Here is a 22,875-nt window from a genome sequence, read left to right as displayed (position 1 = left end):
GCGGACCGGGATCAGCCGCGCGCGGCGCGCCCCCGGGACCGCTCGCGGAGGCGCTCGACGAGCCGGTCGTAGAGCCGGGTGTTGAAGCGGTAGAGGTGCGGTTCGCCGCGGTTGACCCGGACCCCGCCGATCAGGGAGCCGACGGCGAGCAGCAGCCACGCGGCGGCGGCGGCGAGCGCGAAGAACCAGCCGATGAACGGCACCGGGGCGAACAGGATCCCGGTGACCACCACGAGGGTCGGCAGCAGGGTGAAGTTCATGGCCTCCATCGACTCCTGCTCCGTGAACGGGCCGCGCCCGCGGAAGACGCGGTGGACGAGGAACGAGGGGAGGAAGCCGATGACGCCGCCGAAGTGCGCCAGGGTCGCCCACTGGTGGTCCTCGGTGACGGTCAGCGGCTGGGCCACGGGGGAGAGGCCCTCGAACGGGGCCCCGGCGTCGTCGCGGCTCGGTCGGGGGTCGGTCTGCACGGGCACGGATGTCCTTCGGCGGTGGGACCGCGGCGGGGCCGCGGACGGTGGGTGGGACACGACCATCCTACCGACCGGCCCGGAGGGCGGAGGATCGGCCCCGCGCACGTGTGCCTTTGTGACGATCTGCTGGGCGTTGCCCGTGCACGCGGGGCGCCGGGTCAGGCCCCGGGGGCGGTGAGGAAGTCGATGAGCTCCTCGACCCGGCCCAGCAGGGACGGCTCGAGGTCGGCGTAGCTGTCCACGCGGGACAGGATGTGCTGCCAGGCCCGGCCGAGGTCGCCGGGGGTGCGGTGCGGCCACCCGAGGGCGGCGGCGGTGCCGGTCTTCCAGTCCGTGCCCCGCGGGACCACGGGCCAGGCGTCGATGCCGAGGGTGCGCGGCCTGACCGCCTGCCAGATGTCGACGTACGGGTGGCCCAGCACCAGGACGTTGCCCGCTGCGCCGGGCAGGCGCATGGTCTCCGCGGCGATCCTCGACTCCTTGGAGCCGGCCACGAGGTGGTCGACGAGGATGCCGAGCCGCCGCCCGGGGCCCGGCCCGAACTCCCGCACGGCGGCGGGCAGGTCGTCGATGCCGTGCAGCGGCTCCACGACGATGCCCTCGACCGCCAGGTCGTGGCCCCACACCTTGGCCACCAGTTCGGCGTCGTGGTAGCCCTCGACCCACACCCGGGAGGCCTTGGCGGTGCTCGCGCGCAGCCCTTCGACGGCCACGGAGCCCGAGCGCGTGCGGGAGGGCTTGCGCGCCGCGGGGGCCCGGCGGGGCTCGACGACGACCACGGGCTCGCCCTCGAGCAGGAACCCCGGCCCCAGGGGGAACGCCTTGACCCGCCCCCTCCGGTCCTCGAGCCCCAGCACGCGCATCCCGCCGATGGTCTCCAGGGACACGACCGCGCCGACCCAGCCGGTCGTGACGTCCTCCAGGAGCATCCCCGGGGCGACCGGGACCTCCGCGGAGACCGGCCGGCGGCGGGCGAGGGCGTCGTCGTCGAGGCTGCGCGGCCCCCAGCCGTGGTGGCTCATGGTCGTCCTCCCGGGTCGCGGTGCCGCGCGTCCGGCGCGGATCAGCCGGAAGCGTACCAAACCGCGGGGGCGACCGGCCGTCGGACACGGGGGCTACACTGGACGCCGTTGGCACTGTGGCCACCCGAGTGCCAGGGCATCTTCGGGGGCGTGGACGAACCGGGGAGGAGCGACGTGAACCATCCGAGACGACTGCAGATCCTGCAGGCCATCGTGGAGGACTACGTGCACTTCCGCGAGCCGGTCGGCTCCAAGGCCCTCGTGGACCGGCACCGGCTCGGCGTCTCCTCGGCCACCGTTCGCAACGACATGGCCGCGCTCGAGGAGGAGGGCCTGATCACGGCCCCCCACACGAGCTCGGGCCGGATCCCCACGGACAAGGGCTACCGCACGTTCGTCGACCAGATCGCGGCCGTCAAGCCGCTCTCGGGCCCGGAACGGCGGGCCATCCAGCGGCTGCTGGACGACGCCGCGGACATCGACGACGTCATGGAGCGCACCGTGCGGCTGCTCGCGCAGCTCACCCAGCAGGTCGCGGTCGTGCAGTACCCGCACGCCTCCGGGGTCACCGTGCGCCACGTCGAGGTCGTGGACCTCGGCGCCGGCCGGGTGCTCGTGGTGCTCATCCCCACCAACGGCCGGGTGGCGCAGCGCGTCGCCGTGCTGCGGGCCCCGCTCGAGGAGTCCCAGCTGCTCGAGCTGCGCGCCCGGGTGCTGGCCGCCGTGGTCGGGCGCTGCCTGACCGCGGTGCCGGACGCCCTGGCCGTGATGACCGCGGCCACCGCCCCGCCGCTGCAGCCGGCCGCCGCCGCCGTGGCGGAGGCCGTCGGCGCCCTCGCGGCGGGCGGGGCCGAGCACCGCATGGTCATGGCCGGCACCGCCAACCTCGCCCGCTCCACCGGGGACTTCCACCTGAGCATCGGCCCGGTCCTCGAGGCCCTCGAGGAGCAGGTGGTGATGCTCCGGCTGCTCTCCGAGATGGAGCAGGACGCCCGCGGGGTGGCCGTGCGGATCGGCACGGAGAACGCCGAGGGCCCCCTGTCCGAGGCCGCCGTCGTCGCCACCGGCTACGGGCCGCAGTCCAAGGTGGGGGTCGTGGGCCCCATGCGCATGGACTACCCGTCCACGATGGCCGCCGTGCGCGCCGTCGCCCGCTACCTCTCCCGTATCCTCGGGGGCTGAGCCCCCGCGGGCCCCGTCCCCGGGGCCCACCAGCGAAACCCACCACAGACCTCTCGACAGAACGGACCACGGTGAGCGATCACTACGAGACCCTGGGCGTGTCCCGGGACGCCAGCCAGGAAGAGATCAAGAAGGCCTACCGCAAGAAGGCCCGCCGGCTGCACCCCGACGTCAACCCCGGCCCGGAGGCCGCCGAGGACTTCAAGCGCCTCTCCCACGCCAACGACGTCCTCTCCGACCCCGAGAAGCGGCGCGTCTACGACGCGACCGGCAACGAGAACGGCACCGACACCGGCTTCGGCGGGGGCTTCCCCGGCACGGGGTTCGGCTTCGCCGACATCTTCGACACCTTCTTCCAGGGCGCCGGCGGCGCCGGCTCCGGCCGGCGCGGACCCGCCTCCCGCACCCGCCAGGGCCAGGACGCCCTGATCAACGTCCGGGTCACCCTCCGGGACGCGGTCTTCGGCACGGAGAAGAAGATCACCGTGGACACCGCCGTGGTCTGCCCCACCTGCGACGGCACCTGCTGCCAGGCGGGCACCCAGCCCGAGACCTGCGACGTCTGCCACGGATCCGGCCAGGTGCAGCGCCAGGTCCAGTCGATCCTCGGCACCGTGGTCACGGCGGCGCCGTGCGCCACCTGCCAGGGCTTCGGCACCGTCATCAAGCACCCGTGCCACGAGTGCTACGGCGAGGGCCGCGTGCGCGACCGCCGCCCGCTGACCGTCAAGATCCCCGCCGGCGTCTCGACCGGCAACCGGATCCGCCTCTCGGGGCAGGGCGAGGCCGGCACCGCCGGCGGGCCGAACGGCGACCTCTACGTCGAGCTCAAGGTCGATCCCGACCCCACGTTCGAGCGCCAGGGCGACGACCTGCACGCCCGCGTCCGGGTGCCCATGACCTCCGCGGCCCTCGGCACCACCGTCACCCTCGAGACCTTCGACGGCGAGCGCGAGGTGCCCGTCGCCCCCGGCACGCAGACCGGCCACACCGTCACCCTGCACGAGCTCGGGGCCACCCGGCTGCGCGGCGGCGGCCGGGGCGAGCTGTTCGTCCACCTCGAGGTCGAGACCCCCACGGCGCTCGACGACGAGCAGCGCGAGCTGCTCGAGCAGCTGTCCCGGCTGCGCGGCGAGGACCAGTCCACCGGCACCACCCTGAACTCCCCGGCCGGCTCCGGCGGCTTCTTCTCCCGGCTCAAGGACCGGTTCTCCGACCTGTGAGCCTGCCGGTCTTCAAGGTCGAGCCGGGCCGGCTCGCCGGTCTCGGCCCCGGGGCGGCGCTCACCGTCACCGGCCCGGAGGCCCGGCACGCCGTCACCGTGCGCCGGCTCGCGCCCGGTGAGCGGCTCGAGCTCGTCGACGGCGCGGGGACCCGGGCCACCGGGGAGCTGCGCGCGGGGGACCGGGACAGCATGGAGGTCGGCGTGGTCTCGGTGACCACCGAGCCCGCCCGCACGCCCCGGCTGGTCCTCGCCCAGGCCCTCGCGAAGGGCGACCGGGACCTGCTGGCCGTGGAGACGGCCACCGAGCTGGGCGTCGACGCCGTGGTGCCCTGGCAGGCCGACCGCTCGATCGTGCGGTGGAAGAAGGAGCGCGCCGCCAAGAGCCACGAGAAGTGGGTGCACACCGTCGCGGCGGCCGCCAAGCAGTCGCGGCGGGCCGCCTGGCCCGAGGTGCTGCCCCTGTCCACCACCCGCGAGCTCGCCCGCCTGCTCGGGGAGCCGGGGACCCGCGGCCTCGTCCTGCACGAGGAGGCGCACGACTCCCTCGCCGACCTGGCCGGCGCCGCCGGCGCCCCGTGGGCGGGGGCCGAGCGGATCGTCCTGGTGGTGGGGCCCGAGGGGGGCGTCGCGCCGGCGGAGCGCGAGGTCCTGGCCGGGGTGGGGGCCCTCGCGGTCCGGCTCGGCCCGGAGGTGCTGCGCAGCTCCACGGCGGGACCGGCCGCGCTGGCGGTGCTCAGCGCCGCGCTCGGCCGCTGGGCGTCCGGGACCTGATGAGTCCCGGGCGGCCGGTTCAGCCGGGGACGACCTCCACGTCCTTGTCGTCGCGCACGGTCCCGCCCTCGGCGTCCCGCCCGACGACCGTCACCACGTAGGGGCCCGGCGCCAGCTCGAGCTCGGCCCGGAACCCGGCGGTCCCGTCGCCCCGCGGGACCTCGTCCGCCGCGCCGCTCGAGACGCGCTCCCCGTCCGGTCCGGCCACGGTCCACCGGCAGTCCCGCACCTCGTCCAGCGCCCGTCCCGAGAGGGTGAGGGTCCCCTCGGACCGTTCGTCCTGCCGGGGCTCGTCGAGCCACAGCGGGGCCTCCAGCGCCTCGTCGGGGCGGAGAGGGCCGTCGAGGCGCACGGAGCCGAAGACCTCCTCGTCGGGCCGGCCGTCCACGAGCACCACGACCTCGGCCGCGGAGCCCTCCGGCAGCAGACCCGCCGTGGCCGCCGTGGCGGTCACGGTGTGCGCGAGCTGCTGGAGGGCCAGCCGGACCTCGCGGTCGTCCAGGTCCGGGCGGAAGGCCTCGGACGGCAGGTCCACGGTGATGGTCCCGCCCGGGGACGTCGAGGCGCCCACCCGGTCCACCGGGGACCACAGCGTCCGGTAGTCCGGGTCCTCCGGGGTCGCCCCGGTCATCAGCGCCGCCGCCGCCGCGATGGGGTCCACGGCCGCGGCCGCCTCGGAGGCGTCCCGGAACTCGCGGAACAGCCGCTCCTCGCCGTCCGCGCGGCCCACCCAGTAGACGGGCAGCTTCGTGGTGGCCACCCGGCCGTCCGCGGTGCTCGCCGTGGTGGACGCGGCCGGCGCGGCGCCCGACGCGCTGACCGTGCCCTCGAGGGCGGGCTCCGGACCGGTGCCGCACGCGCCGAGGACCAGGACGCCCACGGCGGACAGGGCGAGCACGGGGAGCCGGCCGCGGGCGGACCGGGGCCGGGAACGGGCAGTGGCCATGGGGGGACGCGCACCTCGGCTTTCCGGGATCGGGTGGGGGGGCGGTGCCGGCACCGGGGGAGGCCGCACCCGTCCCCCTGCCGGAGGACCGGACCATTCCAGCACAGGGCCCGTGGACGCCCCCAGCCGAGGAGCCCCGGCGGGCGTGACCGATACCAAATCGCAATGTGCGGCCGGCGACCTCCGGTGCCGGAGCCGCGCGGTACCCTGGGGAGAGGACGAGTCCCGTCCGCCGCCCCTACCACGGCGACCCACGAGAGAGCGAGAGCACGGCCCGCGCGGCCGGACCCATGACTGAGACGCTGCCCGGCACCACGCACCCCCTGACGGCCCGCACCGTCATCACCTTCCCCGACCGCGAGACGATGGTCCGGTGCCTCGGCTCCGGGGACGACACCCTGCGCCAGGTGGAGACGGCGTTCCCCGGCCTCACGACCAGCCCGCGCGGTCTCGAGCTCGGCATCGAGGGCCCCAGCGAGCCCGTGCAGATCGTCGCCACCCTCTTCGACGAGCTGAAGGTCCTGGCCGGCCGCGAGACCGCGGTCACCCCCCAGGTCATCACCCAGCTGCTCGAACTGATCGGCAGGGACCTCACCGCCCGCCCCAGCGGCGCCCTGACCCAGAACATCCTCTCCGGCCGCGGCCGCAAGATCCGCCCCAAGACGCTGCACCAGAAGACCTACGTGGACGCCATCGACGAGCACACCGTGGTCTTCGGCATCGGTCCCGCCGGCACCGGCAAGACCTACCTGGCCATGGCCAAGGCCGTCCAGGCGCTGCAGGCCAAGGAGGTGTCCCGGATCATCCTCACGCGCCCCGCCGTGGAGGCGGGGGAGCGGCTGGGCTTCCTGCCCGGGACGCTCAGCGAGAAGATCGACCCGTACCTGCGCCCGCTCTACGACGCGCTGCACGACATGATGGACCCGGACTCGATCCCCCGCCTCCTGGAGGCGGGCACCATCGAGGTCGCCCCCCTCGCCTACATGCGCGGCCGCACCCTCAACGACGCGTTCATCATCCTCGACGAGGCGCAGAACACCACGCCCGAGCAGATGAAGATGTTCCTCACCCGGCTCGGCTTCGGCTCCAAGATGGTCGTCACCGGGGACGTCACCCAGGTGGACCTGCCGGGCAGCGCGTCCTCGGGGCTGCGCCAGGTCCAGCACGTGCTCAGCGGCGTCCCGGACGTCGCGTTCACGGAGATGACCGCGGAGGACGTGGTGCGCCACGAGCTGGTGGGCCGGATCGTCAGCGCCTACGACGCGTTCGACACGACCAACCGGCACCGCAACGAACGGCGCCGGCGCAAGGACGACGCCCGCGCCGCCCGCGACGCCGCGCCGGCGGCCCCGGACGCGGACGGGGCGGAGGCCTGATGGCCGTCGAGTTCGACCTGCAGGTCGACCCGCAGGACGTCCCCGCCGGGGAGCGCGCGGCCTGGGAGGCGGTCGACGTCGAGCTGCTGGGCCGGCTCGCGGACCACGTCCTGGAGCGCCTGCACGTCCACCCCGACGCGGAGCTGTCCATCGCGGTGGTCGACGAGGACGAGATGGCCCGCCTGCACGTCGAGTGGATGGACCTGCCCGGCCCCACGGACGTGCTCTCCTTCCCCATGGACGAGATGCGCCCGGGGACCCCGGAGGAGCCCGCGGAGGGCACCCTGGGCGACATCGTGCTGTGCCCCCCGGTCGCCCGCCGGCAGGCCGAGGCCGGCGGTCACTCCGTCGCGGACGAGCTGTGCCTGCTCACCACCCACGGGATCCTGCACCTGCTGGGGCACGACCACGCCGAGCCCGAGGAGCGGCAGATCATGTTCGCCCTCCAGCGGGACCTGCTCACCGACTTCCTCGGCCGGCCCGCGCCGGTCGAGACCATGGAGTAGCGCCCCATGATGACCACTGCCGTCCTGGTCGTCGCGGCGATCGTGTTCCTGGGCACGGCGTTCGTCCTCACGGCCGCCGAGACGGGCCTCACCTACCTGCCCCGCGCGGACGCCGAGGCCATCGCCCGGGACGCCCCCGACTCCTCCGCCGCCAGGATCCTGGCCACGCCCACCGCGCACCTGCAGGCCCTGCGCTTCTGGAGCGTGTGGTTCGAGACGGCCTCCGCCGTAGCGGTGGCCCTCGCGATGTTCGACGGCCTCGACGACGTCTGGCTCGCCGGCCTCCTGGCCACCGTGGTGATGGCCGCCGTGGGCTTCGTCCTCACCGGGGTCTCCCCGCGCCAGGTCGGGCGCAGCCACGCCGCCGGCACCGTCCGGGCCACCGCCGGCCTGGTGCGCCTGCTGCGCATCGTGCTCGGGCCGGTCCCCGGGATGCTCGTGCGGCTGGGCTCCTCGGGCACCCGGGACGCCGGGAACATCGCCCCCGGCTACCTCACCGAGGAGGAGCTGCTCGAGTTCGTGGACCGGTCCACGGGCCAGGCCCTCATCGAGGACAACGAGGCGGAGCTGCTGCACTCGGTCTTCGACCTCGACGACACCAACGTCCGGGCCGTCATGGTGCCCCGCACCGACATGGTCTCCGTCGACGACGACGACACCGTGGACAACGCCCTGAACCTCTTCTTCCGCTCCGGCTACTCCCGCATCCCGGTGATCGGCGAGAGCGCCGACGACGTCCTCGGCATCCTGTACCAGAAGGACCTCGCCGAGCGGGTGCACCGGCTGGGCACCGGGCTGCGGCTCACCGGGCTCTCCGAGCTCGCCCGCGAGGTCCGCTACGTGCCCGAGTCGAAGAAGGTCAACGAGCTGCTGCGCGAGATGCAGCTCGAGTCGATCCACGTGGCGATCGTCGTCGACGAGTACGGCGGCACCGCCGGGCTGGTGACCCTCGAGGACCTCATCGAGGAGCTGCTCGGCGAGATCGTCGACGAGTACGACCGGGAGAAGCCCGAGGTCGCCGAGCTCGGCGACGGCCGCTACCGGATCTCCGCCCGGCTCAGCGTCGAGGACCTGGGCGACCTGTTCGGCCTCGACCTCGAGGACGACGAGGTGGACACGGCCGGCGGCCTGCTCGCCAAGTCCACCGGCCGGGTGCCCATCGTGGGCTCCCGCGCCACCGTCGAGGGCATCGTCCTCGAGGCCGTCACCCTGGAGGGCCGGCGCAACCGGGTGGGCCAGCTCGAGGTCCGCCGGGACCCCGACTGGGTCCCCCCGGGCTCCACGGCCGTGGAGCCCGCCGCCCAGGAGTCCGAGGAGGAGACCCACCACCATGTCTGAGCCCACACCCGCCGTGCCCCCTCGGGCCGGCGAGGCCACCACCGGGGAGCCGGTCCCGTTCCGCGCCGGCTTCGCCGTGCTGGTCGGCCGCCCCAACGCCGGGAAGTCCACGCTCACCAACGCCCTGGTCGGGCAGAAGGTCGCGATCACCTCGAGCCGGCCGCAGACCACGCGGCACACCATCCGGGGCATCGTGCACCGGCCCGAGGGCCAGCTCGTGCTCGTGGACACCCCGGGCCTGCACCGGCCGCGGACGCTGCTCGGCGAGCGGCTCAACGACCTCGTGGCGGACACCCTCGCGGAGGTCGACGTCATCGGCTTCTGCGTGCCCGCCGACGAGAAGATCGGCCCCGGGGACCGGTTCATCGCCCAGCAGCTCGCGGCCTCCGGCAACAAGCCGGTCGTGGCGATCGTCACGAAGACGGACACCGTCTCCCGCGCCGAGCTCGCCGAGCAGCTGCTGGCGGTCACCGAGCTGGGCCGCTCCGTCATGGAGGCCGAGCACCGGGTCCGCGCCGAGCGCGCCGAGCGTGCCGCCCGCAAGCCCCGCCACCGCTCCGCGGCCGCGCACGCGCCCCGTCCCGACGCCGACGACCCGGGCTGGGCCGAGGTCATCCCCGTCTCCGCCGTGGACGGCTTCCAGGTCGACGCCCTCGCCGGGCTGCTCATCGGCAGGATGCCGGAGTCCCCGGCCCTGTACCCCGACGGCGAGCTGACCGACGAGCCCGAGATGACGATGGTCGCCGAGCTCGTCCGGGAGGCCGCCCTGGAGGGGGTGCGGGACGAGCTGCCGCACTCCCTCGCGGTCGTGGTCGAGGAGATGGTGGCCCGCGAGGGCCGCCCCGCGGACCGGCCGCTGCTCGACGTGCGGGTCAACGTCTACGTCGAGCGGTCGTCGCAGAAGGCCATCATCATCGGCAAGGGCGGCGCGCGGCTGCGCGAGATCGGCACCCGGTCCCGGACCGCCATCGAGGCGCTGCTGGGCACGAAGGTCTACCTCGACCTGCACGTGAAGATCGCCAAGGAGTGGCAGCGCGACCCCAAGCAGCTGTCCCGCCTGGGCTTCTGAGCCACCCGGCGCCCCCGGATCGCGCCCCCACCCCGCCGCGTCGCCCGCCCCGAGTCCCGGGGCGGGCGACTAGCATGACACCCGGCGCCCCGGCCGGGCGCCGTCCCCCCGACCCCGGACCCCGCGCCCAGGGCCCGCCAGGAGAGAGTCACCGTGTCCTCTACGCCCCCCGCCGCCCACGGACGCCACCGCGCCCGCCGATGGTCCCGGAAGCGCTGGGCCGCCGTCGGGCTGGTCGTCGTCCTGCTCGCGGTCCTCGGGGCCGGCGTGGCCGCGACCTGGCGGCTGCAGTCCAACCTGGACACCTCCCCGCTCGACCTCGGCGACGGGACCGGGCCCGAGGCCGGCCCGCTCGACATCCTCGTGATGGGCACCGACACCCGTGACGGCGAGGGCAACGACAGGTACGGCGACGACGAGGACAGCGCCGGCGCCGGCCTGACCGACGTCATGATGCTGGTGCACGTGAGCGAGGACCGCAGCGGTGTGACCGTGGTGTCCCTGCCGCGCGACCTGGTCGCGGACATCCCGCGCTGCACGGACCCCGAGTCCGGCGAGGTCCACCCGGCGGAGGAGAACGCGATGCTGAACTCGGCGATCGCCAACGGCGGCCCCGGGTGCACGGTCGCGACCGTCAACCAGATGACCGGCCTCAGGATCGACCACTTCATGCTCGCCGACTTCAACGCCGTCAAGGAGCTGTCCTCGACCGTGGGCGGCGTCGAGGTGTGCGTCAACGACGCCGTCGACGACCCGAAGTCGGGGCTGGAGCTGCCCGCCGGCGTCTCCTCCGTCGAGGGCGAGCAGGCCCTGGCGTTCCTGCGCAGCCGCGCCGCCTTCGGCGACGGCGGGGACACGAGCCGGATCCGCTCCCAGCAGTCGTTCCTCGCGTCCATGGCCCGCAAGATCAAGGACGAGGGGACGCTGTCGGACCTGCCGAAGCTCTACGAGATCGCCGACGTCGCCACCCGCAACCTGCACGTCGACGAGGGGCTCGGCTCCGTCCCGACGGTGGTCGGGCTCGGCACGGCGGTCCGGGGGATCGACCTGGGCAGCATGGTCTTCGTGACGGCGCCCACCGAGCCCTACGCGCTGGACCCCAACCGGCTCCAGCTCGACGCGGACCCGGCCGAGCACCTCTTCGAGGCGCTGCGCGAGGACCGGCCGCTCACGTCGCCCTCCGCGGAGCCGGCCGACGAGCCGACCTCCTCCGCGACCCCGTCGCCCGACGCCGCCGTCCCGGCCCCCACGGTCGACCCGGCCACGGTCCCGCTCACGGTCGCCAACGTCTCCGGCGTCGACGGCCGGGACGCGGACATCGCCGACGTGCTCGAGGACGAGGGCTACACGGCCGTCGAGTCCGGCCCGCAGGCCACCGAGCTGCCGGGCACGCAGATCTTCTTCGGCGCGGGGTGGTACGAGGCGGCCGTCGAGGTCGCCGAGCTGCTCGGCGTCCCCTCCTCGCAGATCGTGCCGACCACCGACGTGGTGGGGGTGTTCGTGTCGGTGGGCCAGGACTTCCGCGAGGGGGACCGGCTCGAGCTCGGGGCGGGGCTGCCCGGGGACCTCAACGGTCAGACCGCGGAGCAGTACACCTGCCAGCAGGCGGCCGGCGACTGGTGAGAACGCGACCCGGCGCGCCGGACACCCCGTGATAGGTTGAACACATGCGGACCGGGACGCTCCTCCTCCTTACGTGCCGCAACGGGGCCTGACCCGAGGACTGGATGGCCGGCCTCCCGTTGCGGAGTTCTTGATGCCCGGCCACCCGCAGACGTCTCGAGCAGAACAGGCCCCTTCCATGCGCAACTACCAGCAGCCCTCCGGCATGCCGATCCACAAGTACGTGCCGTACCAGCAGCAGTTCCCGTTCGACCTCTCCGACCGCACCTGGCCGGACCGGGTGATCACCGAGGCGCCCCGGTGGTGCGCCGTGGACCTGCGGGACGGCAACCAGGCGCTGATCGACCCCATGAACTCCGACCGCAAGCTCAAGATGTTCGAGCTGCTCGTGCGGATGGGCTACAAGGAGATCGAGGTCGGGTTCCCCTCCGCCTCCCAGACCGACTTCGACTTCGTGCGCCGGCTCATCGAGGAGGACCGGATCCCCGACGACGTCACGATCCAGGTCCTGACCCAGTCCCGCGAGCACCTCATCGAGCGCACCTACGAGGCCATCGACGGCGCCGACAAGGCGATCGTGCACCTCTACAACGCGACCTCCACCCTGCAGCGGCGCGTGGTCTTCGACCAGGACATGGACGGGATCGTGGACATCGCCCTCACGGGGGCGCGGCTGTGCCTGAAGTACGAGGAGCAGCTGAAGAACACGTCCGTGACCTACGAGTACTCCCCGGAGTCCTACACCGGCACCGAGCTCGAGTTCGCGGCGCGCATCGCCAACGCCGTGGCCGAGACCTTCGAGATCGGCGGGGACCGGGAGATGATCCTCAACCTGCCCGCCACCGTGGAGATGGCCACCCCCAACGTCTACGCCGACTCCATCGAGTGGATGTGCCGCAACCTCTACAACCGGGACGCCACCGTGGTCTCCCTGCACCCCCACAACGACCGCGGCACCGGCGTGGCGGCGGCCGAGCTGGGCTACCTGGCCGGCGCCGACCGCATCGAGGGCTGCCTGTTCGGCAACGGTGAGCGGACCGGCAACGTGGACCTGGTGACCCTGGGCCTGAACCTGCTGACCCAGGGCGTGGACCCGCAGATCGACTTCTCCGACATCGACGACATCCGCCGGACCGTCGAGTACTGCAACCAGCTGCCCGTCCCCGAGCGGGCCCCCTACGGCGGGGACCTCGTGTTCACGGCGTTCTCCGGCTCCCACCAGGACGCCATCAAGAAGGGCTTCGACCGGATGGCCCGGGACGCGCAGGAGCAGGGCCGGGGCGTCGACGAGCTGGTGTGGGCCGTGCCCTACCTGCCCATCGACCCCAAGGACCTGGGCCGCACCTACGAGGCCGTCATCCGGGTGAACTCGCAGTCCGGCAAGGGCGGGGTCGCCTACCTGCTCGCCAACGAGCACGGGCTGGACCTGCCGCGGCGGGCGCAGATCGAGTTCTCCCGCGTGGTGCAGGAGCACACCGACACCTCCGGCGGGGAGGTCTCCGGCGCGGAGCTGTGGAAGGTGTTCGCGGACGAGTACCTGCCCACCGTCCAGGACGGGGACGCCGGGCGCTGGGGCCGGTACCGGATCACCAACATCACCACGACCTCCGAGGAGGACGGGGAGAGCACCCTCGAGATCGGCCTGGACGTCGACGGCGTCCAGCACCACCGCACGGCGCAGGGCAACGGCCCCATCGAGGCGCTGCAGACGATCCTCGCGTCCGAGGGCGTGGACGTGCGCGTGCTCGACTACAGCGAGCACGCCCTCTCGGCCGGCGGCGACGCCCAGGCGGCCAGCTACGTCGAGGCCGCCGTGGGGGACCGCGTCCTGTGGGGCGTCGGCATCGACGCGAACACCACCCGCGCGTCCCTGAAGGCCCTCGTCTCGGCGGTCAACCGGGCCGTGCGGGACGCCCAGGGCTGAGCGCCCGGCGTACCGTGCGACGGCGGGCCGCCCCGGACGTGGGGCGGCCCGCCGTCGTCGTCCCGCCCGGCCCGTCCCGCTGCGCCGTCGGCCTGCGCCGTCCGCCCCGCGTGGGACAATGATGCGGTGGCCAGGACGACGTTCGCATCACGCAGCTACCGGGACGACGCCGTCGTGCTGCGCACCTACAAGCTCGGCGAGGCCGACCGGATCGTCGTGCTCCTGACCCGGGACCACGGGCAGGTCCGGGCCGTGGCCAAGGGCGTGCGGCGCACGACCTCCCGCTTCGGCTCCCGGCTCGAGCCGTTCAACGTCGCCGAGCTGCAGCTGGTCACCGGTCGCAACCTCGGCATCGTCTCCCAGGCGCTGGGCAAGCGCGGCTACGGGTCGGTCATCGCCGCCGACTACGCCAAGTACACCGCCGCCGCGGCCATGACCGAGGCCGCGGAGAAGTTCACGGAGAACGACGACGAGTCCGCGGCCCAGCAGTACCGGCTGCTCGTCGGCGCCCTGTCCGCCCTGGCCCGCGGGCTGCACGAACCCGGGGCCGTCCTGGACTCCTACCTGCTGCGCGCCGTGTCCACGGCCGGGTGGGCCCCGAGCTTCACCGACTGCGCCCGGTGCGGCGCCCCCGGACCGCACGAGGCGTTCTCGGCCCCGCTCGGCGGCGCCGTCTGCCCGGCCTGCCGCCCGCCGGGGGCCGCCGCCCCCGACCCCGCGACCGTCGAGCACCTCTCCGCCCTGCTCACCGGGGCGTGGGAGCGGATCGACGCCGTGGAGCCCCGCACGGCCCGGGCCGCCGCCGGGATCGTGGCCACCTACGTACAGTGGCACCTGGAGAGGGCCGTCCGGTCCCTGAACCTCGTGGAACGGAGCTGACCATGCCCGGCTTTGCCGCCCCGCCCGCCCATCCCAGCGGCGCCAGCGCCCCGCCGATCCCGCGGCAGTTCGTGCCGCAGCACGTGGCCGTGGTCATGGACGGGAACGGGCGCTGGGCGAACCAGCGCGGGCTGCCGCGCAACGAGGGCCACAAGGCGGGAGAGGCGGCCCTGATCGAGGTGATGGCCGGGGCCATCGGGATGGGCATCCCGTACGTCAGCGCCTACGCGTTCTCCACCGAGAACTGGAAGCGCTCCCTGGACGAGGTGACGTTCCTGATGAACTACACCGCCGACGTCATGGAGCGCCAGCTGCCCACCTTCCAGGAGTGGGGCATCCGGATCCGGTGGGCCGGGCGCAAGCCCCGCCTGTGGCGCTCGGTCATCAACCGCCTGGAGGAGGCCGAGCGGGCCACCCGCGACAACGACGTCGTCACCCTCACCATGTGCGTGAACTACGGGGGGCGGGCCGAGATCGCCGACGCCGCGGCCGCCATCGCCGCCGACGCCCGGGCGGGCGTCCTGAACCCGCGGAGCATCGACGAGAAGACCGTCCAGCGCTACCTCGACGAGCCCGACCTGCCGGACGTCGACCTCTTCCTGCGCTCCTCGGGGGAGCAGCGGATCTCCAACTTCCTCCTGTGGCAGTCCGCCTACGCCGAGCTCGTCTTCCAGGACGTGCTCTGGCCGGACGTCGACCGCCGCACCCTGTGGGAGGCCGTGGAGGTCTACGCCCGGCGGGACCGGCGCTACGGCGGAGCCGTCGACCGCGTCGCCGGCCCCGGCGCCTCCGCCTGAGGCCGGCGCCGTCGCAGACCGCGCAGCCAGGCGGCGAGATCCCTCTGCGCGGCCCGGCGCACGGCCTGCCGGGAGAGGTGCACGTCGTGGACGGCGCCCTCGTAGGAGCGCAGCGTCACGTCGGTGCCCAGATCGGGCGCGTGCCGGCGGATCTGCCGGACGTCCAGCACGGTGTCGGCCGAGCGCATCCGCTCGCTCCACCAGGGGCGGATGCACGAGCGGGCCGAGGTCTGCACCAGCACTGGAAGGTGAAGGTTCAAACCCTTCGCCACTTCACCCTGAGCCTGAAGGACAGCGTTGAGCCACCCCGGGGTGATGTCGAAGCTGGTCTCGGGCCGCCACCGGGCGTCGATCGGCCACTCGCCCTCCGCGTGCTCGCTGATCACCCGGTAGTAGTGGCTGCGCAGCCGGGCCCGCACCGGGACGTCCGGGCGCTGCTCGGCGAGCCGGGCCACCAGGGGGCGCAGGACGGCGCCCACGGCGTCGGAGCCGTGGCTGCCGATCCAGGGGGCGTTGAGGGCCAGTCCGTCGAGCCGGTCGGGGTGCCGTGAGGCCCACATCGCCGCGGTGAGACCCCCGGTCGAGTGGCCCATCAGCACGAGCCGCCCCCGCGGACCGGGCAGACCGTCCTCGGCCATCACGCCGAGCGCCGCGGCGATGTCGTCGTCGTAGTCCGCGAGGTCCGTGGTGTGGCCCGGGCGGCCCTCCTCCACGGCGAGCACCTCGTCGGTGAGGTTCCGGCCGTAGCCGTGCAGGTCCAGGGCGTAGAACGCGTAGCCCGCGGCCGCGCACGTCCGGGCCAGCTCGGCGTTGAAGAAGTAGTCGGACCAGCCGTGCAGGTACAGCACGGCCCCGCGCAGTCGGCCCGGCACGAGCGGGACGTCCCCCGGCCGGTAGCGGACCACCGTGGCGGTGGAGTGGGGGGCGGAGCCGGGGTCCAGGTCCACGGTCCGCGCGCGGAAGCCGGGTCCCAGCACGTCGGGGACCCACGGGTCCGGGGGAGCACCCATGCCCTCACCTCGTGCGGGCGGCCCGTCGGGGCGCCGGTCCGTCAAGCCCCTCCGCGGCCGCCCGGCCGGAGGAGTGCCCTGTGGAAGACTGGGACCATGCGCTTCTACCCTACGTTCTTCACGGCTGTCTTCTCCCGGATGGACCCCGAACGGGCCCACCGGGTCGGGTTCCTCGGGATCCGGGCGGCGCGCGCCGCCCGGATCAGCACCGCGCTGCGGGTCTACACCCGGCCCGATCCCGCGCTCGAGGTGGAGGCGCTGGGCCTGCGGTTCCCGTCCCCGTTCGGGCTGGCGGCCGGTTTCGACAAGGGCGGCGAGGGGATCGGCGCCCTCACCGACCTCGGCTTCGGGCACGTCGAGATCGGCACCGTGACCGCCCAGGCGCAGCCGGGCAACCCCCGGCCCCGTCTGTTCCGGCTCGTCCGGGACCGGGCCGTGATCAACCGGATGGGCTTCAACAACGAGGGTGCGGCGGCCGTGGCCCCGCGCCTCGCGCAGGCGCGCCGCGAGCTCGAGGCGGACCACCGCGACCGCGCCCGTCCGGTGCTCGGCGTCAACATCGGCAAGACCAAGGCGGTGCCGCTGGAGGACGCGGTGGACGACTACCTGCAGAGCGCCCGGGTCCTCGCCCCCCTCGCGGACTACCTCGTGGTCAACGTGTCCTCGCCCAACACCCCGGGCCTGCGCCAGCTGCAGGAGATCGAGAGCCTGCGGCCGCTGCTCGGCGCGGTGGGCCGCGCGGCCGACGAGGCCGCGGACCGGCACGTCCCGCTGCTCGTGAAGATCGCCCCGGACCTGTCGGACGAGGACGTGCTGGCCGTCGCGGACCTGGCCCTCGACCTGGGCCTGGACGGCATCGTGGCCACCAACACGACCATCGCCCGGACCGGGCTGGGGCTGGTCTCCGACCCCGCCGAGATCGAGGCCCATGGGGCCGGCGGGCTCTCCGGGGCCCCGCTGCGGCGGCGCTCCCTCGAGGTGCTGCGGCTGCTGCGCGAGCGCGTGGGGGACCGGCTGGTGCTGGTCTCCGTGGGCGGGGTGACCACGGCGGAGGACGTCCAGGAGCGCCTCGACGCCGGCGCGACTCTCGTGCAGGGCTACACCGCCTTCCTCTACGAGGGACCCTTCTGGGCGCGCCGCATCAACCAGGGCCTGGCGCGCCGGGCGGGCCGCGCCTGGAGCTGACGGCTCACCGGGGCTGACGGCTCCCGTTACGACGGGGCGCCGCCGACGGCCGTCCCGTCGTCGGGATCGGGACTGCCCCCGGACCGTGCGGTCCGGGGGCAGTCCTGTCGCGGCCGGGCCCTGCGCCGGGCGCGGGCCGACCGGGGCTCAGGAGGGGCGCTCCCCGCGGGCGACCTGGGGCTTGGGCAGGCGGAGGCGGCGCATCGTGAAGGAGCGCATCGCGGCGTACCAGCGCACGCCGCGCTCCACGGTCCCGAACTTCGCCTGCATGGCCTTCTTCATCCGGGCCGTCGACAGCACGGCGTCCACGATGCCCAGGATCATCAGCGCCCAGATGAGGTAGACGCCGTAGGTGGCCACGTCCTGGACGGGGAAGAACAGGATGACGAGCGCGAGCAGCGCCACGACCATGAGGTACTCGCCCACGTTGATCCGGGAGTCCACCCAGTCCCGCGCGAACCGGCGCTGCGGGCCGCGGTCCCGCGGCCCGAGGAACCGCTCGTCCCCGGCCGCCATGCCGGCCTGAGCCCGCATCCGCTGCTCGCGCGCGGCGTCGCGGGACTGCGCCTTCGCGGCCTTGCGGTCCTCCGGGACCAGGGGCCGGCGCCGGGCCGCCTCCTGCTGCCGGCGGCTGGGCGTGGGCCGGCCCTTGCCCGGGGTCTGCCGCGGGGCGGCCACCGGTTCCGTCGGGGCGGCCGCAGCGGTCACCGACGTGGACCCTGCGCGGTCTGCTTCCTTCTTGCGTCCAAACACCCGTCAAGGATAGCCGACGGACCTGCCGGTCCCCGCCGGGCCCCGGACATAGGGTGGGTGCCATGAGCGAGCCCTGTGCCCCGACCGTCCCCGTCCCCGTCAACACCGTGCGCGCGGCCGTGCGCGCGGACATGCCGCGGACCCTCGAGCAGCTCGTCGAGCTGGTCGCGATCCCCGGCATCGCCTGGGAGTCCTTCGACGCCGCGCAGCTCGAGCGCAGTGCGGTGGCCGTGGCCGGCGTGCTCGCGGACGCCGGCCTGGAGGAGGTGGAGATCCTGCGCGTGCCCCTGGGCGACGGGCCGGGACACCCCGCCGTCGTCGCCCACCGCCGGCCCGCGCCCGGCCGGCCGACCGTGCTGCTCTACGCCCACCACGACGTCCAGCCCCCGGGCCGGCGCGAGCTGTGGGACTCCGAACCGTTCGTCGCCGAGGAGCGCGACGGCCGCCTGTACGGGCGGGGCGCGGCCGACGACAAGGCCGGGGTGATGGCCCACGCCGCCGCCCTGCGCGCCGCGACCGCCCACCGCGGCGACGACTTCGGCCTCGGCGTGACCGTCTTCGTGGAGGGGGAGGAGGAGGCCGGCTCCCCGTCCTTCCGGGACTTCCTGGAGGCCCACCGGGAACGGCTGGCCGCGGACGTCATCGTCATCGCGGACTCCGCCAACTGGGAGGTCGGCGTGCCCGCCCTGACCACGAGCCTGCGCGGGATGGTCGGCGCCGTCGTGGAGCTGTCCGTGCTCGAGCACGCCGTGCACTCGGGCATGTACGGCGGCCCGGTCCTGGACGCGCCCACGCTGCTGGCCCGGCTCATCGCGACCCTGCACGACGACGACGGCGCGGTCGCCGTCGAGGGGCTGCTCGCCGAGGACCGCACCGACCTGGTCTACGACGAGGAGCGGTTCCGGGCCGACGCGGCGGTCCTGGAGGGCGTCCGGCTGGCCGGGCGCGGTTCGATCGCCTCCCGGCTCTGGACGCAGCCCGCGCTGTCGGTCACGGGCATGGACGTCACGCCCGTGGACACCGCCGCCAACACCATCGCCGCATCCGCCCGCGCGAAGCTGAGCCTGCGCACGGCGCCGGGCCAGGACCCCGCCGAGGCCGCGGAGGCCCTCCGGCGCCACGTGGAGGAGCACGCGCCGTTCGGGGCGCACGTGCGCTTCGAGCTCGAGGAGACGGGACAGTCTTTCCGCACCGACATGAGCTCCGAGTCCGCGCGGATCGCCCGGTGGGCGCTGGGGGAGGCGTGGGGCCGGCCCGCCGTGGAGACGGGGATCGGCGGCTCCATCCCCTTCACCGCGGACCTCCTGGAGGTCTATCCTGAGACCGGCATCCTCATCACGGGCGTCGAGGACCCGGACTCCCGGGCGCACAGCGCCAACGAGTCGCTGCACCTGGCGGAGTTCGAGCGCGCGGTGGTCGCGGAGACGCTGATGCTGCTCGCCCTCGACGACGCCGCCCGCCCCGGGCGGCGGATCCGGGAATGAACCCGATCGCCCATCCGTTGTGCCCGTGACAGACCCGCCGCCGGTCCGACCCCGTGCGGCACCCCTCCACAGAAAGTGAGCATCATGAGCGTCACGACCGAGAACGGCGCCGCAGTGGACGGCCTGCCCACCCACGGCGTCCAGCTGACCGACGTCGCGTCCCAGAAGGTCCGCGCCCTGCTCGAGCAGGAGGGCCGCACCGACCTCCGGCTGCGCGTGGCGGTCCAGCCCGGCGGCTGCTCGGGCCTCATCTACCAGCTGTACTTCGACGAGCGCATCCTGGACGGGGACTCCGTGCGGGACTTCGGCGGCGTCGAGGTCATCGTGGACAAGATGAGCGTGCCCTACCTCGAGGGCTCCACGGTCGACTTCGAGGACACGATCTCCAAGCAGGGGTTCTCGATCGACAACCCCAACGCCGGGGGTTCCTGCGCCTGCGGCGACTCCTTCCACTGAGTCCGTCCGCTCCTCCCGAGAGGCCCGTCGTCCGTCCGGACGGCGGGCCTCCCGGCGTTTCCGGGGGGTCCCGCGGACAGCTCCAAGAGGGGCCTCCGAGCGCCGCGCGGAAGCTGACACTGTGTCACCAGATGTCAGCGACACGGGGTAAGCTCGGAGGGAAACATTCCACCTGACTGTGTCCGGGCTCTTCGAATCGGGGCCTTCGGCGCGCAGACGACGAGCACGAGAAGAAGAGGAAGGGCCGTCTGTGAGTTCGCACACACGAACCGACAGCCTCCGGCGCCGCACGGCGAAGGTGTCTGCGGTAGCAGTCCTGGCAGCAACCGCGCTGACGGGTTGCTCGGAAGAGGCGAAGCTCGGCTGGATGCCCACCGAGCGTGGCACCACCGACAACGCCGACATGATCCTCGACCTGTGGGTCGGGTCCTGGATCGCGGCCCTCGTCGTGGGACTGGTGACCTGGGGCCTCATGCTCTGGTGCATGATCGCCTACCGCCGGCGCAAGAACGAGACCGGCTACCCGCGCCAGGTGGCGTACCACGCCCCGCTCGAGGTCTTCTACACGATCGTCCCGATCGCCCTGATCATGTCCCTGTTCTTCTTCACCGAGCGGACCCAGGCCGAGATCACGGCCCAGCACGACAACCCGGACGTGACCGTCCAGGTCTACGGCAAGCAGTGGGCCTGGGACTTCAACTACCTGACCGACGACGTCTGGGACACCGGCATCCAGGGCCACCTCGACGGCGAGGAGGGCGTCCCCGAGCGGGTGCCTACCCTGTACCTGCCCGTCGACAGCGACGTCGAGCTGCAGGTCACCTCCCGCGACGTCATCCACTCCTTCTGGGTCCCCGCGTTCCTCGAGAAGGCGGACATGTTCCCGGGACGCACCAACAACATCAGCATCACCACGGGCCGTGAGGGCGAGTACTTCGGCAAGTGCGCCGAGTTCTGCGGCGAGTACCACTCGGAGATGCTGTTCAACGTCAACGTGGTCAGCCAGGCCGAGTACGACGCCCACATCCAGTCCTTGCGCGACGCCGGCCAGACCGGGGCCCTGGGCGAGGAGTACAGCCGCGACTCCTACCCGGGCGCGGACGACCAGCAGCAAGAATCTTTTAACAACTAAGGAGTACCGGTGTCCACACTCGAGTATTCACGGGACGAGGCAGCCACTGTCGCTCCGCGCGTGGTGCCCCGGTCCAAGGGACGGATGGTCGTCAACTGGATCACGTCCACCGACCACAAGACGATCGGGTACATGTACCTGATCTCCTCGTTCGCCTTCTTCTGCATCGCCGGCGTCATGGCGCTGCTGATCCGCGCCGAGCTCTTCGAGCCGGGCATGCAGATCCTGGAGACCAAGGAGCAGTACAACCAGCTGTTCACCATGCACGGCACGCTGATGCTGCTGATGTTCGGCACCCCGCTGTTCGTCGGCTTCGCCAACGTCATCGTCCCGCTGCAGATCGGCGCCCCCGACGTCGCGTTCCCGCGGCTCAACGCCCTGGCGTTCTGGTTCTTCCTGTTCGGCTCGCTGATCGCCACCGCCGGGTTTCTCACCCCGCAGGGCGCGGCCTCCTTCGGCTGGTTCGCGTACACGCCGCTGAGCAACTCCTCGTTCTCGCCCGGCGCCGGTGGTGACCTCTGGGTCTTCGGCCTCGCCCTGTCCGGCTTCGGCACGATCATGGGCGGCGTCAACTTCATCACCACGATCATCGCGATGCGCGCCCCCGGCATGACCGTGTGGCGGATGGGCCTGTTCACCTGGAACACGCTCATCACCTCGCTGCTCGTGATCATGGTGTTCCCGCCGCTGGCCGCCGCGCTGTTCGCGCTGGGCATGGACCGGACCCTGGGCGGGCACATCTTCGACCCGGCCAACGGGGGAGCGGTGCTGTGGCAGCACCTCTTCTGGTTCTTCGGCCACCCCGAGGTGTACGTGCTCGCGCTGCCGTTCTTCGGCATCGTCTCCGAGATCATCCCGGTGTTCTCCCGCAAGCCGCTGTTCGGCTACAAGGGCCTCGTGTTCGCGACCATCACCATCGCCGCGCTGTCGGTGACCGTGTGGGCCCACCACATGTACGTGACCGGAGCCGTGTTCTTGAGCTTCTTCGCGTTCATGACCATGATGATCGCCGTACCCACCGGGGTGAAGTTCTTCAACTGGATCGGCACCATGTGGCAGGGCTCGATCACCTTCGAGACCCCCATGCTGTGGGTCCTGGGGTTCATGTTCACCTTCCTCTTCGGCGGCCTGACCGGGGTGATCCTCGCTGCCCCGCCGCTGGACTTCCAGGTCTCCGACTCCTACTTCGTGGTCGCCCACTTCCACTACGTCATCTTCGGCACCGTGGTGTTCGGCATGTTCGCCGGCTTCTACTTCTGGTGGCCCAAGTTCACCGGCAAGATGCTCAACGAGCGGATCGGCAAGATCCACTTCTGGCTGCTGTTCCTCGGCTTCCACATGACCTTCCTCATCCAGCACTGGCTGGGCGTGTCCGGCATGCCGCGCCGCTACGCGGACTACCTGCCGGAGGACGACTTCACCTGGATGAACCAGATCTCCACCGTCGGAGCCATGCTTCTCGGCGTGTCGATGATCCCGTGGTTCTGGAACGTCTACACGACCTGGCGCAACGGCACCAAGGTCGAGGTGGATGACCCGTGGGGCTTCGGCGGATCGCTGGAGTGGGCGACCTCCTGCCCCCCACCGCGCCACAACTTCACCTCGCTGCCGCGCATCCGCTCCGAACGGCCCGCGCTTGACCTGCACCACCCGGAGCTGGCCGCGGAGTCCCCGCAGCAGTCCCCGGTCGACGACGGCGCCATCGCCACGCGGAAGGGCTGAGC

General features: G+C 73.1%; 21 protein-coding genes. 16 read left to right on the top strand and 5 right to left on the bottom strand.

Features of this window, described 5'->3' with window-relative positions; all coding sequences use genetic code 11:
* Positions 1–11: 11 nt before the first annotated feature.
* Both ACZ2G1_RS02915 and ACZ2G1_RS02910 read right to left on the bottom strand, forming a co-directional pair.
* Positions 12–476, bottom strand: coding sequence for a DUF4870 domain-containing protein (locus ACZ2G1_RS02915; protein ID WP_109244398.1), 465 nt, complete (start codon positions 474–476; stop codon positions 12–14).
* 155 nt (positions 477–631) lie between these two features.
* Positions 632–1,495 (bottom strand): DUF3097 domain-containing protein, encoded by an 864-nt coding sequence (locus ACZ2G1_RS02910; RefSeq protein ID WP_017833973.1) that lies wholly within the window; start codon positions 1,493–1,495, stop codon positions 632–634.
* Positions 1,496–1,669: 174 nt separating this feature from the next.
* Here ACZ2G1_RS02910 and hrcA point away from each other — a divergent pair, with 174 nt between their 5' ends.
* The 3 genes from hrcA (at position 1,670) to ACZ2G1_RS02895 (ending at position 4,673) form a co-directional block, all read left to right on the top strand.
* Entirely contained in the window at positions 1,670–2,677 is a 1,008-nt protein-coding gene (gene hrcA, locus ACZ2G1_RS02905; protein ID WP_470377460.1) for a heat-inducible transcriptional repressor HrcA, read from the top strand.
* 71 nt (positions 2,678–2,748) lie between these two features.
* Complete coding sequence (gene dnaJ, locus ACZ2G1_RS02900) at positions 2,749–3,900, top strand: molecular chaperone DnaJ (RefSeq protein WP_017833975.1); 1,152 nt, start codon at positions 2,749–2,751, stop codon at positions 3,898–3,900.
* Positions 3,897–4,673, top strand: a complete 777-nt coding sequence (locus ACZ2G1_RS02895; protein WP_017833976.1) for a 16S rRNA (uracil(1498)-N(3))-methyltransferase — start codon at positions 3,897–3,899, stop codon at positions 4,671–4,673. The genes dnaJ and ACZ2G1_RS02895 overlap by 4 nt, the downstream gene beginning before the upstream one ends.
* Positions 4,674–4,692: 19 nt before the next feature.
* Here ACZ2G1_RS02895 and ACZ2G1_RS02890 read toward each other — a convergent pair whose 3' ends face one another.
* Entirely contained in the window at positions 4,693–5,619 is a 927-nt protein-coding gene (locus ACZ2G1_RS02890; RefSeq protein ID WP_470377459.1) for a GerMN domain-containing protein, read from the bottom strand.
* 290 nt (positions 5,620–5,909) lie between these two features.
* Between ACZ2G1_RS02890 and ACZ2G1_RS02885 the strand changes: the two genes are divergently transcribed.
* From ACZ2G1_RS02885 to ACZ2G1_RS02850, 8 genes are all read left to right on the top strand, one after another.
* Positions 5,910–6,995 carry a PhoH family protein gene (locus ACZ2G1_RS02885; protein WP_470377458.1) on the top strand — a complete coding sequence of 362 codons (1,086 nt, stop codon included), beginning with the start codon at positions 5,910–5,912 and terminating at the stop codon, positions 6,993–6,995.
* Positions 6,995–7,501, top strand: a complete 507-nt coding sequence (ybeY, locus tag ACZ2G1_RS02880; RefSeq protein ID WP_017833979.1) for an rRNA maturation RNase YbeY — start codon at positions 6,995–6,997, stop codon at positions 7,499–7,501. Before ACZ2G1_RS02885 ends, ybeY begins: the two co-directional genes overlap by 1 nt.
* A gap of 9 nt (positions 7,502–7,510) precedes the next feature.
* A complete protein-coding gene (locus tag ACZ2G1_RS02875; RefSeq protein ID WP_341273785.1) occupies positions 7,511–8,839 on the top strand; it encodes a hemolysin family protein in 1,329 nt (442 codons plus the stop codon).
* Positions 8,832–9,908: a GTPase Era gene (locus tag ACZ2G1_RS02870; protein WP_470377457.1), complete on the top strand. Its 1,077-nt coding sequence runs from the start codon at positions 8,832–8,834 to the stop codon at positions 9,906–9,908. The genes ACZ2G1_RS02875 and ACZ2G1_RS02870 overlap by 8 nt, the downstream gene beginning before the upstream one ends.
* Positions 9,909–10,061: 153 nt before the next feature.
* On the top strand, positions 10,062–11,531 hold the full coding sequence (locus ACZ2G1_RS02865) for an LCP family protein (RefSeq protein ID WP_470377456.1): 1,470 nt from the start codon (positions 10,062–10,064) through the stop codon (positions 11,529–11,531).
* Between the two features lie 178 nt (positions 11,532–11,709).
* Positions 11,710–13,455, top strand: a complete 1,746-nt coding sequence (gene leuA, locus ACZ2G1_RS02860; RefSeq protein ID WP_017833983.1) for a 2-isopropylmalate synthase — start codon at positions 11,710–11,712, stop codon at positions 13,453–13,455.
* A gap of 126 nt (positions 13,456–13,581) precedes the next feature.
* Complete coding sequence (gene recO, locus ACZ2G1_RS02855; RefSeq protein WP_470377455.1) at positions 13,582–14,334, top strand: DNA repair protein RecO; 753 nt, start codon at positions 13,582–13,584, stop codon at positions 14,332–14,334.
* Between the two features lie 2 nt (positions 14,335–14,336).
* Positions 14,337–15,131 carry an isoprenyl transferase gene (locus tag ACZ2G1_RS02850; protein ID WP_470377454.1) on the top strand — a complete coding sequence of 265 codons (795 nt, stop codon included), beginning with the start codon at positions 14,337–14,339 and terminating at the stop codon, positions 15,129–15,131.
* Here the strand turns inward: ACZ2G1_RS02850 and ACZ2G1_RS02845 are convergent.
* The gene (locus ACZ2G1_RS02845) at positions 15,083–16,141 is read right to left on the bottom strand and encodes an alpha/beta hydrolase (RefSeq protein WP_017833986.1); all 1,059 of its coding nucleotides are present in this window, start codon (positions 16,139–16,141) and stop codon (positions 15,083–15,085) included. The two genes, ACZ2G1_RS02850 and ACZ2G1_RS02845, sit on opposite strands and share 49 nt — an antisense overlap.
* A 96-nt stretch (positions 16,142–16,237) precedes the next feature.
* Between ACZ2G1_RS02845 and ACZ2G1_RS02840 the strand changes: the two genes are divergently transcribed.
* On the top strand, positions 16,238–17,326 hold the full coding sequence (locus tag ACZ2G1_RS02840; protein WP_095651086.1) for a quinone-dependent dihydroorotate dehydrogenase: 1,089 nt from the start codon (positions 16,238–16,240) through the stop codon (positions 17,324–17,326).
* 147 nt (positions 17,327–17,473) lie between these two features.
* Here the strand turns inward: ACZ2G1_RS02840 and ACZ2G1_RS02835 are convergent, their stop codons facing one another.
* Positions 17,474–18,079, bottom strand: coding sequence for a DUF3043 domain-containing protein (locus ACZ2G1_RS02835; RefSeq protein WP_031283270.1), 606 nt, complete (start codon positions 18,077–18,079; stop codon positions 17,474–17,476).
* Positions 18,080–18,141: 62 nt separating this feature from the next.
* On the opposite strand from ACZ2G1_RS02835, the gene ACZ2G1_RS02830 reads away from it, so the two are divergent.
* From ACZ2G1_RS02830 to ctaD, 4 genes are all read left to right on the top strand, one after another.
* Positions 18,142–19,563, top strand: coding sequence for a M20/M25/M40 family metallo-hydrolase (locus ACZ2G1_RS02830; RefSeq protein ID WP_470377453.1), 1,422 nt, complete (start codon positions 18,142–18,144; stop codon positions 19,561–19,563).
* 84 nt (positions 19,564–19,647) lie between these two features.
* The gene (locus ACZ2G1_RS02825) at positions 19,648–20,019 is read left to right on the top strand and encodes a HesB/IscA family protein (protein WP_017833990.1); all 372 of its coding nucleotides are present in this window, start codon (positions 19,648–19,650) and stop codon (positions 20,017–20,019) included.
* A 250-nt stretch (positions 20,020–20,269) separates the two neighbouring features.
* A complete protein-coding gene (ctaC, locus tag ACZ2G1_RS02820; protein ID WP_031283271.1) occupies positions 20,270–21,151 on the top strand; it encodes an aa3-type cytochrome oxidase subunit II in 882 nt (293 codons plus the stop codon).
* Positions 21,152–21,160: 9 nt separating this feature from the next.
* On the top strand, positions 21,161–22,873 hold the full coding sequence (ctaD, locus tag ACZ2G1_RS02815; RefSeq protein WP_115155982.1) for an aa3-type cytochrome oxidase subunit I: 1,713 nt from the start codon (positions 21,161–21,163) through the stop codon (positions 22,871–22,873).
* Positions 22,874–22,875: the final 2 nt, after the last annotated feature.

Source organism: Kocuria sp. KKT182, from assembly GCF_055635395.1.
The sequence above is the reverse complement of the archived record's forward strand: the minus strand, read 5'-3'. Positions and strand labels throughout refer to the sequence as shown.